7 protein-coding genes and 1 pseudogene are annotated in these 9,547 nt (G+C 71.9%); 3 read left to right on the plus strand and 5 right to left on the minus strand.

The window, feature by feature from the left end:
* Positions 1-199 precede the first annotated feature (199 nt).
* On the minus strand, positions 200-802 hold the full coding sequence (locus ACO1BR_RS32200) for a TetR-like C-terminal domain-containing protein (protein WP_426798631.1): 603 nt from the start codon (positions 800-802) through the stop codon (positions 200-202).
* Between the two features lie 114 nt (positions 803-916).
* Between ACO1BR_RS32200 and ACO1BR_RS32205 the strand changes: the two genes are divergently transcribed.
* Positions 917-1,927 (plus strand): zinc-binding dehydrogenase, encoded by a 1,011-nt coding sequence (locus tag ACO1BR_RS32205; RefSeq protein WP_426798632.1) that lies wholly within the window; start codon positions 917-919, stop codon positions 1,925-1,927.
* A gap of 317 nt (positions 1,928-2,244) precedes the next feature.
* A complete protein-coding gene (locus ACO1BR_RS32210; protein WP_426798633.1) occupies positions 2,245-3,189 on the plus strand; it encodes an alpha/beta hydrolase in 945 nt (314 codons plus the stop codon).
* A 204-nt stretch (positions 3,190-3,393) separates the two neighbouring features.
* Here ACO1BR_RS32210 and ACO1BR_RS32215 read toward each other — a convergent pair whose 3' ends face one another.
* Positions 3,394-3,768, minus strand: coding sequence for an MmcQ/YjbR family DNA-binding protein (locus ACO1BR_RS32215; RefSeq protein ID WP_426798634.1), 375 nt, complete (start codon positions 3,766-3,768; stop codon positions 3,394-3,396).
* Positions 3,769-3,831: 63 nt separating this feature from the next.
* On the minus strand, positions 3,832-4,254 hold the full coding sequence (locus ACO1BR_RS32220) for a hypothetical protein (protein ID WP_426798635.1): 423 nt from the start codon (positions 4,252-4,254) through the stop codon (positions 3,832-3,834).
* A gap of 142 nt (positions 4,255-4,396) precedes the next feature.
* Here ACO1BR_RS32220 and ACO1BR_RS32225 point away from each other — a divergent pair, with 142 nt between their 5' ends.
* Positions 4,397-4,792 carry a nuclear transport factor 2 family protein gene (locus ACO1BR_RS32225; RefSeq protein WP_426798636.1) on the plus strand — a complete coding sequence of 132 codons (396 nt, stop codon included), beginning with the start codon at positions 4,397-4,399 and terminating at the stop codon, positions 4,790-4,792.
* A 429-nt stretch (positions 4,793-5,221) separates the two neighbouring features.
* Here the strand turns inward: ACO1BR_RS32225 and ACO1BR_RS32230 are convergent, their stop codons facing one another.
* Together ACO1BR_RS32230 and ACO1BR_RS32235 are read right to left on the minus strand one after the other, a co-directional pair.
* On the minus strand, positions 5,222-6,490 hold the full coding sequence (locus ACO1BR_RS32230) for a TIGR02679 family protein (RefSeq protein WP_426798637.1): 1,269 nt from the start codon (positions 6,488-6,490) through the stop codon (positions 5,222-5,224).
* Positions 6,491-6,585: 95 nt separating this feature from the next.
* Positions 6,586-9,547 (minus strand): annotated as a pseudogene (locus ACO1BR_RS32235) (TIGR02680 family protein); the annotation flags it as partial.

Raw genomic sequence — 9,547 nt, forward strand, 5'->3', positions numbered from 1 at the left:
CGGTGCTTGCTTCCTGCGCGGCGGGTGCTCGGCCATGGTCACCCATCGGGGCGGATGCTCCCGATGCGCGAAGGCGTGAGTGGGTGTGGCCAGGAGTGAGGGGACGGCGGCATCGGCGGCCGGGCTGGGGCAGGCACGGCGCATGCCGCAGGTCTGGTCACATCGCCATGCCGGTGAACCTGTGCGGTCACGGCACCAGCTACTGCTGATCTTGATCGCGAAGTCCGCGTGCCCCGTCCAGGACCAGGTTCACCAGGCGCGGGGCCAGGGTCTCTTCCAGTGGCTCGCCGGTGAGCAGTACCCGCGCCAGCAGGGGGCCTGTGATGGCCTCGACCACCAGGTGAGGGTCGGTATCGGCGGCCAGTTCTCCTCTGTCGATGCCGCGGCGGACCAGGGCTTCGGCACGTTCGAGCCGGGTGCTCCAGTAGGAGCGCCGCCCCAGTTCCAGGTCGTCCTCACCGCGCACGGTGCCGAGGTGGAGCAGCGCGGCGCCGGCCGGTGTCGCGAGGTAGCGGGCCAGGGCCGTGAACAGTGCGGTGAGGTCCGTGTGCACGTCGCCGGTGTCGGGTGTCGGGAGGGCGTGGTCGGAGTGGGTGGCCAACGCGTCGAAGACGAGGTTCTCGCGGGTCTTCCAGCGCCGGTAGACGGAGGTCTCGTGGACGCCGGCTGCGCGTGCGACGGCGGCCACGGTCGTCGCGGCCAGGCCCTGTGAGGCCAGCAGGTCGACGGTGGCCGCTAGTACGGCCCGGCGCATGCGTTCACCACGGCGCCTGAGCGGTGGCGCCTCCTTCTCGCCCGTCATGACACAACACCCTATCGCAAGTGTTCTTGCGATAGGGCATCGGTGGGCGTACGTTGGAACGCAAGAAGACTTGCGATAGCACGCAGGCCACCGACCGGAACGAGAGACCCCGCCATGGAACTCATGCGCGCCGCGCGGCTGCACATCCCCTCGCGCACCCTGACGATCGAGGAGGTGCCCAGGCCTGTCCCCGGACCCCGGCGGGTCCTGGTCAAGGTCGAAGCCGCGGGGGTGTGCCTGTCCGACGTCCACCTGATCGACGGCACTCTCACGCCGACGTACCTGCGGCAGGAAGCCGTCACTCTCGGGCACGAGGTCGCCGGCACGATCGCCGGGCTCGGACGGGACGTGACCGGTTGGGCGGCCGGGCAGCGGGTCGTGCTGCAGGCCGGAGACATTCGCGACGGCGTGGCCCTGACCCGCGGGGTCGACTACGACGGGGGATGGGCCGAGTATGCGCTGGCCAGTGTGGACACGCTGTTCAACCTGCCCGACGCGATCCCGTTCGAGCAGGCAGCGATCATCCCGGACGCCGTCTCCACCCCCTGGGGAGCCATCACCACCACCGCAGCGGTCCGACCGGCGCAAGCCGTGGGCGTGTGGGGCATAGGCGGGCTCGGGGCCCACGCCGTCCAACTGCTGCGCGCCGTAGGGGCGTACCCGATCATCGCCGTCGACCCCCTGCCGGCCGCCCGCCGACGGGCCGTGGACTTCGGTGCCGACATGGCCCTGGACCCGGCCGACCCCCAGCTGCGCGACCGGGTCCTGGCGGCCGGCGGCGGCCGGGCGCTGGAGGTCGCTTTCGACTTCGCCGGCGTCGCCGCCGTCCGTGAGCAGGCCCTGACCGTCCTCGCGCCCAAGGGACGCCTGGTCCTGGTCGGGCTGACCGACAAACCCCTGAGCGTCACCGACGGCGCGCTCTTCAGCTACCTGCAGCACCAGATCCTCGGCCACTACGGCTCCGCCGTGGACGCCGTCCCGCAGCTGGTCGACCTGGTGGAAGGCGGCCGGCTGGACTTCTCACGCTCCATCACCGACGTGCTGCCACTCTCCGACGCCGCCACAGCCGTCCACCGCCTGCACACCAAAGAAGGCGACCCGATCCGGCTGATCCTGCGCCCCTGACCTCATCTCCCATCCGACCCGGCAGAACCGCCACAGAGCTGGGCAAGTCCGCTACCGCACAGCATGGTGCTTCGTAACCAAGCTCGTGGCGGTACGAGAGGAGGAGCATTCGCCGCGGCAGTGGCTCCACCGGAAGCGACGACTGCCCCAACCGCGCCGCGAACGCCACCCGCCACGGTGCGACGACCCCGTTCGCTGCCCCAGAACTCATCATCACTCCCGGCCGGTTCAGCGGGCAGGCGCCGCGCCTGCCGCCAAAGCACCTCCCCCCACCGACCCTGCCCCCAGGACTGTTCCCTCAAGGAAAGGTGCCATCCATGCCTCTCGACCCCGCTATCGCCGCCGTCCTCGACCAGGCCAACGCCGTCACCTCGACCCCCATCCGGACAACCGACCCCCAGGTGCTACGCGAGGCGCAGCGGCAACTGTCAGCCACAACGGCCCTCACCCATCGGATCGACGTCGGCTCCGTGCAGGACACCGTGGTACCCGGTCCCGCCGGAGACGTCCCCGTGCGGATCTACCGGCCCGCTGTCGGAGGCCCGGTCCCGACGGTGGTCTTCTTCCACGGCGGCGGCTGGATCACCGGAGACCTGGACACCCACGACCTCGTCACCCGCCGCCTGTGCCGCGACGTGGGCGCCGTCGTCGTCGCCGTCCACTACCGCCGGGCCCCCGAGCACCCCTTCCCCGCCCCCTACGAGGACTGCCTGGCCGCCACCCGCCACGTCGCCGACCAGATCGAGCGGTACGGCGCTCAGCGCGACCGCCTCGCAGTCGCCGGGGACAGCGCGGGCGCCAACCTCGCCGCCGTGATCGCCCAGACCTTCCGTGACGAGAACCGCCCCCTCGCCGCCCAACTACTCGCCTACCCGGCAACCGACTTCGACGGCACCTACCCCTCCCGCACCGAGAACGCCACCGGCTACATGCTCACCACCGAGAACATCGCCGACCTCCAGCACCTCTACGCCGGAGACGACCCCGCCCTGCGCAGGTCCGCCCAGGTCTCCCCGTTGCGCGCCCAGAGCTTCGCAGGACTGGCACCCGCGATCGTCGCCACCGCACAGTACGACCCGCTGTGTGACGAGGGCCTTGCCTACGCCCAGGCCCTTCGGAACGCCGACGTGGAGGTGTTCGTCCGCAACTACGACGGGCTGATCCACGGCTTCTTGAACATGTTCCCCCTCTCACCCGCGGCCGACGCCGCCGTCACCGAGCTGTGCACCCAGCTCACCCGCCGACTCGCCACCACGGCATGAGCCGCAGGCACGGGTCCCGCCGCCGACGGGCGGGCTGAGCACCACAGTTGGCCCAGACAACGAATCCCGGGAGTGGCACTGCCCCCCCACGAAGCCCGGTGCCCGAACCCTGGGGCTTGTCTGGTGGATCCACCCACCGCACGTTTGCGCGGCGACGGCGGACGCGGCCGGTGAACACGTGGGTAGAGTTGCAGGCGTGGGTGATCACAGCCGGCCCTGACGGAGCCTTTGCAGCCGGTCGCGGGTGGTGCGGGGCAGGCTGGCCACGACGCGGTCCCAGGAGTGTTCGATCATGTCGGCGAGCTCGTCGGCGGGCACGGTGCCGTCCAGGACCACGGTGTTCCAGTGCGGCAGGCGCGCGTAGTAGCTGGGGCCTATCGCCGGGTACTGCTCGCGCAGGTGCAGGGCGAGATCGGGGTCGCACTTGAGGGTCACCTGGTCGGGGCGCGAGGCGTTGGCTTCCGTCAGAACGGCGAAGATCTTGCCGCCGACCTTGAACAGGGTCATCCCGGGGCCAGGCTCGCTCTCCGTCGCCTCCTGTAGTCCCAGAGCTAGCTCCGCGACATCCGCTGGAGTCATGGCGGTGCCTCCTTCGCCTTGCGATCCGACCCGGGCCCCGGAGCCCAGGCCCTGGGGCGGTGGTCAGCGGTAGTCGTTGGGGTCGGGGGCCGTGCCGGTGGTCATGAAGTCCTCGAAGTGCCGTGCGGGGTCCGGGGAGGAGCCGTCGGCGTCTGTGAAGCCGTACTCCTTGGCCAGGGCGCCGGCGGACAGCGAGTGGCAGTTGAGACGGGTCACGTCCGGGTCGGTGGCGAGCGACGCCACCGCCCGTGCGACGTAGGCGGGGGTCTCGGAGACCGCGAAGGTCGGGTCCACCTTGCCGCCCTCGCGCCAGTTCTCCTCACTCACCCCGAACATCTCCAGCACTGCCTCGGTGCGCATGAAACCGGGGGTCAGATTCACGGCCGTGCAGCCGTACTCACCGGCCTCCGCCGCCAGCGCCTTCCCCTTCCCCTCGCCCATGCCCGTGCACCTGTCTGTGATCTTGGTGTTGTCCTGAAAAGTCATAGCGGAAGCATCGCCTCCGTGTAGGACGGGATGCGTCCTACACGGAGCAATCAGGGACTCTGCGGATATAGGACATGGATCGACCTATATCCATGCCAACCTCTCGATACGACGCCTCAAAGCAACAGAAAGGCCAGCAGCCATGACCAGCAACACGGTTCACGCAGACGCCCGCGAGCTCGCTCACGAGTGGGTGAATGCCTACAACGGCCAGGACTTCGACCGGTTCGGAGCGCTGTACACCGACGACGTCGCCTACACCGCCAGGGCCTACCAGCTCGTCTTCCACGGCCGGGATGCCTTCGTCGGCCACATCCAGGAGTACGCGGCCGCCGTCCCCGACCGCAAGCTGACCCTCAAGCGGATCATCGCCGACGGGGACGCCATCGCCCTCGAAACCGACTTCGCGGGAACCAGCTCCGGGGCCGTACCGGCTCTGCCTCCAAACGGGGAGCGGGTCACCGCCAGCTTCTGCACGGTCCTGCAGCTGCGCGGGGGCAAGATCGCCGCGCAGGACGACTACGTCGGCGGCCAGTGACCTCCCCGCACCTACAACACCACCACCACCCCCAACACCGACCGGAGCATCGACGCCTCGCCAAGTCACGGCCGGACCGGCACGGGCACGGGTCTCGGGCGTGCCCATCCCGAAAGCCTTCGCAAGACCATGATCGGAATGACGGACGCCGGGCGGCGCATCGTCGACGAGGTGATCGCCCGGCGCGGACAGGAAATCTCCGCCGTCGTCGGCCGCGTAGACCCTGCCAAGGGGACGCTGCACTGGCCGCGGCGCTCACCGCCTTCGTGGGGTCGCAGGCGAGCTGGCCGTACCGCCCACTACGGAAGCCGCAGTTCTCCCCGCATCACCGGCGTGTGCCTATGGTGCAAGTCCCCTTGGATGTTCACGCCAACGGCTCAATCGTGTACTGACCAGGCGCGCCATCCTCATGGGTCCCTCTTGGGGCGTTCATTGCTGTCCTCGCCCTGGCCGAGTGGCATCGGCCAGGTCCTCCAGGAGCACGTCGGCGATCAGTTCCTCGACTATGGCGATACCGCGCTTCGTCATCGCCGCGGTCAGCTCCGTGTCCCAGGGGGGCGCGGTCAGACGGCCGGGAGAAGGGCCGTGCGGTGTGCGGGCGGCTGCGGCGCGGTAGTCCGCTGCCGTCATGCGCCAGGGCCGGGCGGGCGTCTTGTCCAGGACGTACGCGGCGATGCGGATGCCTTCGCCGTCGAAGTCGCCGTGGTATCGCAGGGCCGCATCGTGCTCCGCGAGCAGGCGGAGGAGGTTGATGGCCGCGCTGTTGGGCCATCCCGACGTGCAGACGAGTGGCGGGCAGTCCGGCCCGAAGCGGCGTAGGGCGAGGGCCAGCACGCTGGGGTTCTCCACGATGTGGACGACCGGCGCGGTCCCCGTGGGGAGGGCGAAGGTGCCTGGGGCGCGCAGCTGGGCGAGGGTGAGGCTGGCTGCCTGCCCGGCCTCGGCGCACGCCCGTGCCACGCGGGCGAGCGGCCCGTCGCCGACTGGCCGCAGCCCGGCGGCGAGGACGGTCGCGGACAGCTCGTCGTCGGCGATGCCGGCACGGCCCCACAGGGCGCGCCGATCCTCTGCGGACTGTGGTGGGTCGGCGCAGTAGAGGGCCGCCAGGGCACGCAGCACGAGGGAGGAGACGCGGGCGCCGTCGTCGAGGGCGTGGGAGTCGCCGTTCAGGACCCGCGCGGCGAAGGCCGGCAGTGGTTCTCCTCGGGCGGGGAGCGCCGCGAGCACCGCGAGCGCGTCGGTGAGCAGGGCGCGGGTTCGCTCCGGTGAGCCGCCGACCAGGCCGGCGGCTCGGCAGGAGGCGGTCCAGTCGGCGAGCGCGGGCTGAGCCCGTACGGTGCTGTGTCCGTCCAGCCACGCCCAGAGGCCGGCCCGTTCGTCCTCCTCGCGGCGCCGTTCGGACGCTCGGTCCCTGAGCGGGCCGATCAGTTCGGCGACGACGTCGCGCACCGTGCGGCCGCAGCTCTCGGCCACCGCTTCTTCCAGGCGGGCCAGCAGGACGGAAGGGCGCGCGTCCGGCAGGCGGTCCACGCCGAGGAGGTCGGCGAGGGCTTCGCGTTGGGTGTCGTCGAGGGGGCCAAGGCGTACGCGGGTGACGGGCCGGCCGGAGGAGAGGCGGTCGTGGACCGCCTGCCACAGTGGGCGCAGTTCGGTGCGGGCCAGGGCCCGCTCGCCCTGGGGCGTTCCGCTGTGCGTCATGGCGCCGCCTCCGCCCTCACGCTTGACGGCGTGTCCTGCTCGTCGGCCGGCGTAGCGGGCTGTTGTTCCGGCGACGCCGGTGCTTCCTGGTGCGTCTCCAGGTCCGTCCCGTTCCACACGAAGCGGGCGCTGGTGACCGCGTCGTCGTCGGCGCCGGTGAGGAGCTGGTGGACGGCGATGCCGGGCAACTCCCCATAGGTGCACCACTCGTGGTCGGAGGTCAGCATCAGGTCCAGGTCGAGCGCGGTGAGCAGGGCGAAGACCTGTCCGCGGTTGGCGGTGTCGACGCCGACGAAGACCTCGTCCAACAGGATCAGCCGCGGTGCCTCGGGTACGGCCTCGTAGTGGGCGGAGACAGCGGCGAACAGTGGCAAGTGGAGGACGATGGCCTTCTCCCCGCCGGAGAGTGCGCCGTGCAGCTTCTTGGTGAGCGGCTGCCAGCCCGCCCCGTTCGCGCGGTCGAGGCGGACGGTGAACTGGTGCCAGGCCGTGTAGTCGAGCACCTCGCCGAGCTGCTCCTCCCAACTCGCCGCCGTGTCACTTTCTTTGGCCTCCTCGATGCGGGAGCGGAAGAACGTGTGCAGTGCCTCCCGGTCGCCCTCGGTGACCCGCCCCGGGTCCTTGAGCAGCAGTTCGCGGGCGGTGCGGGTGCCGTCGGGAAGGTCAGGACGGATCTGCCACACGAGCTGGACTGCGACGTTGGAGGCGGTGCGGACGTGTTCCAGGTGGCCGTTCATCCGGTCGACGAGTTCGCCGGCCTGGCGGATGCGGGCCGCGAGATGGCGGCGGATGTCGCCGGTGAGGATCTGGTCGAACAGACGGCGTTCCGCGGCGGTGATGTCGTCGCGGCTGCGGTCGCGTTCCTGCGTCAGCGTGCCGAGCAGGCCCGCCGCCCCGACGCGTACGCCGTCCAGGCTGGCGCTGAAGAGCTGAATGTCCTCGTCGGCCTCCAGACCCAGGTCGGTGCGGGCTCCCAGGTGCCGGCGGGCCTGATGGACCGCCTCGGACAGGCGGGTGGCGGCGTCGCCGAGGTTGCGCGGGGCGTGGGGCATGTCCGGCCACTTCGCCGCGGTCGCGCGGGCGGCTTCCAGGGTGGCCTTGGCCCCGTCCTCGGCGCGCAGCTCCAGCGTGCTCCCGGCGTCCTCGGCCAGGCCGGCCAGGCACAGGTGGCGGAAGCGGCGTGCCGCACCGTCCCGGGTTGCGACGGCCTGCTCCCGACGCTCGGCGTCCCGTTCGCTGGTGGCTCGCAGTTCCCCGATCCGCCGCTCCAGACGGAGCAGTCGTTCGCTCGCGTGCTTTGCTTCCTCGCGGCAGCGGAGCAGTGCGTTCCGCGCCTCGGCGACGCGTGCGACGACCTGCCGATAGTCCTCGCCGACGGTGGACTCCACCGCCGTCAGGCGCGCCCGCAACCCCTCGGCCTCGGCCTGCGCGGCCGCCGCTTCCTCGGATCGTTCGCGGGCGGTCTGATCCGATCGGGCCGCCTGCGTGGCCAGCTGCTCGGCGCCGCCGGCCGCCGCGACGGCGTGCAGACGGGCGTCCGCCCAGGTGTCGGCGGTGTCCCGGAACGCGTCGACGGCGGTGGACAGTTCGCGCAGTCGGCCGCGGTCGGTGGGCAGGCCGTGTTCCGCCGACCGCCGACTGAGCGTGCGCAGCGCGGCCGCCACGTCGTTCTCGTGCTCTTCCAGGCGTACCGCGGCGTCGCGGACGGCGTCGTCCCGGGCGGCCACTCGTTCCTCGGCGCGGTCCCGTTCACGGCGCTGGGCGTTGAGTTCCCGGTGGTCGGGGCGGGCCGACAGGTCGGCGTCCAGCCGGGCGCGGCGGGTGGTCAGGGCGCGCAGCTCATCGTCGAGCACGGCCAGCGAGGCGTTCGTCCGGCTGATCCGGTCGGTCAGTTCGCTGATCCGGCGCTGCCTGGCCCGCTGCCGGGCGAGGGCGCCGATGTGGGCGGGCTCCGGCTTGCCCCAGGTGCCCGTCGCGGGCGCGAGCCGCCAGGCGCCCTCCGCGGAAACGGCCGCCGGATGGCCGCCGGGCAGACGCGTGCCGTACGCGATGCCTGCGAGGAGGCGGGTGACGGTCTCGGCCGGGACCGGGAGGTCCTCCTCCGGGCGCAGCACCTCCAGGAGGCTGGTGCCCGGGGCGGACACGGTCAGGGCTGCCTCGGCCCGGGTGTCGTGGCCGGGCAGTGTGACGCTCTCGTCAGGACCGACCCAGGCGTCCAGAAGACCCGACGCCTCCAATGCCGCCTCCACTCCGGCCTGGACGACAACCGGGACGTCCTCGCGGAAGGCGATCAGCCGCCACAGCGGCGCGCCGGCCATCGTCGATCTGTCCGCGGTGCGGGTGGGCGGGGGCGAGGGCGGCAGGTCGGTCTCCCCGCGCAACCGCTCCACCTCCTCCATCAGGCCGTTGCGCTCGTCAAGCAGGGCTCGGCGCGCGGCTCGGGCTGTGGCCTCGCCCTCGGCGATTTCTCGCTCCACCGTGCGCGCGGCGACCTCCACTTGGGCCGTCACGTGGTTCTCCGAGGCCGCCTTGGCCACCAGTTCCTCAGGGTCGGCGATCCGGAGTTCCGAACAGCCCTCGGCCCAGACGCGCAGCCGCCCCGCCAGTGCGGCGAATGCGTCGTCCCAGGCGCGGGCTGCTTCGTCTCGCCGGCCGGCGGCTTCGGCCAGCCGGGTGCGGGTCTGTTCCAGCGTCTCCTCGGCGGCGCCGCGGTCGCGCACCGCCCGCTCGTGCGCGTCCATGGCCTCGGCGACGAGTGTGATCTGCTGTCGCCGGGCGGTGACCGCGCCCCGGAGCAGTTGCCGGACCCGCCGGGCCCGGTCCTCGGCCGTCGTTCCGTCGCGCGGTGCGTTCTCGGTCGTGCCGGCGCCCCCCGCCGACACTGTGCCGTCGACGGGCGCGCGTACCTCGTCGAGGAGTGCCTTCGCCTCGTGGTGTACGGACTCCAGGCCCGCCGTCCGAGCGGACTGGTGGGCCTCCTCGGCGGCTTGGTGGGCGTGGTCGTCGAGTGTGCGGGCGCGGGGGGGGGGGGGGGGGGGGGGGGGGGGGGGGGGGGGG

The sequence above is a fragment of the Streptomyces sp. YGL11-2 genome, assembly GCF_050054615.1.
Classification (GTDB): domain Bacteria; phylum Actinomycetota; class Actinomycetes; order Streptomycetales; family Streptomycetaceae; genus Streptomyces.

What these genes read in the sequence shown, in the direction of transcription:
- ACO1BR_RS32230 (WP_426798637.1), bottom strand. Translation starts at nt 6,490, where the DNA reads ATGACGCACAGCGGAACGCCCCAGGGCGAGCGGGCCCTGGCCCGCACC.
- ACO1BR_RS32210 (WP_426798633.1), top strand. Translation starts at nt 2,245, where the DNA reads ATGCCTCTCGACCCCGCTATCGCCGCCGTCCTCGACCAGGCCAACGCC.
- ACO1BR_RS32200 (WP_426798631.1), bottom strand. Translation starts at nt 802, where the DNA reads ATGACGGGCGAGAAGGAGGCGCCACCGCTCAGGCGCCGTGGTGAACGC.
- ACO1BR_RS32225 (WP_426798636.1), top strand. Translation starts at nt 4,397, where the DNA reads ATGACCAGCAACACGGTTCACGCAGACGCCCGCGAGCTCGCTCACGAG.
- ACO1BR_RS32205 (WP_426798632.1), top strand. Translation starts at nt 917, where the DNA reads ATGGAACTCATGCGCGCCGCGCGGCTGCACATCCCCTCGCGCACCCTG.
- ACO1BR_RS32220 (WP_426798635.1), bottom strand. Translation starts at nt 4,254, where the DNA reads ATGACTTTTCAGGACAACACCAAGATCACAGACAGGTGCACGGGCATG.
- ACO1BR_RS32215 (WP_426798634.1), bottom strand. Translation starts at nt 3,768, where the DNA reads ATGACTCCAGCGGATGTCGCGGAGCTAGCTCTGGGACTACAGGAGGCG.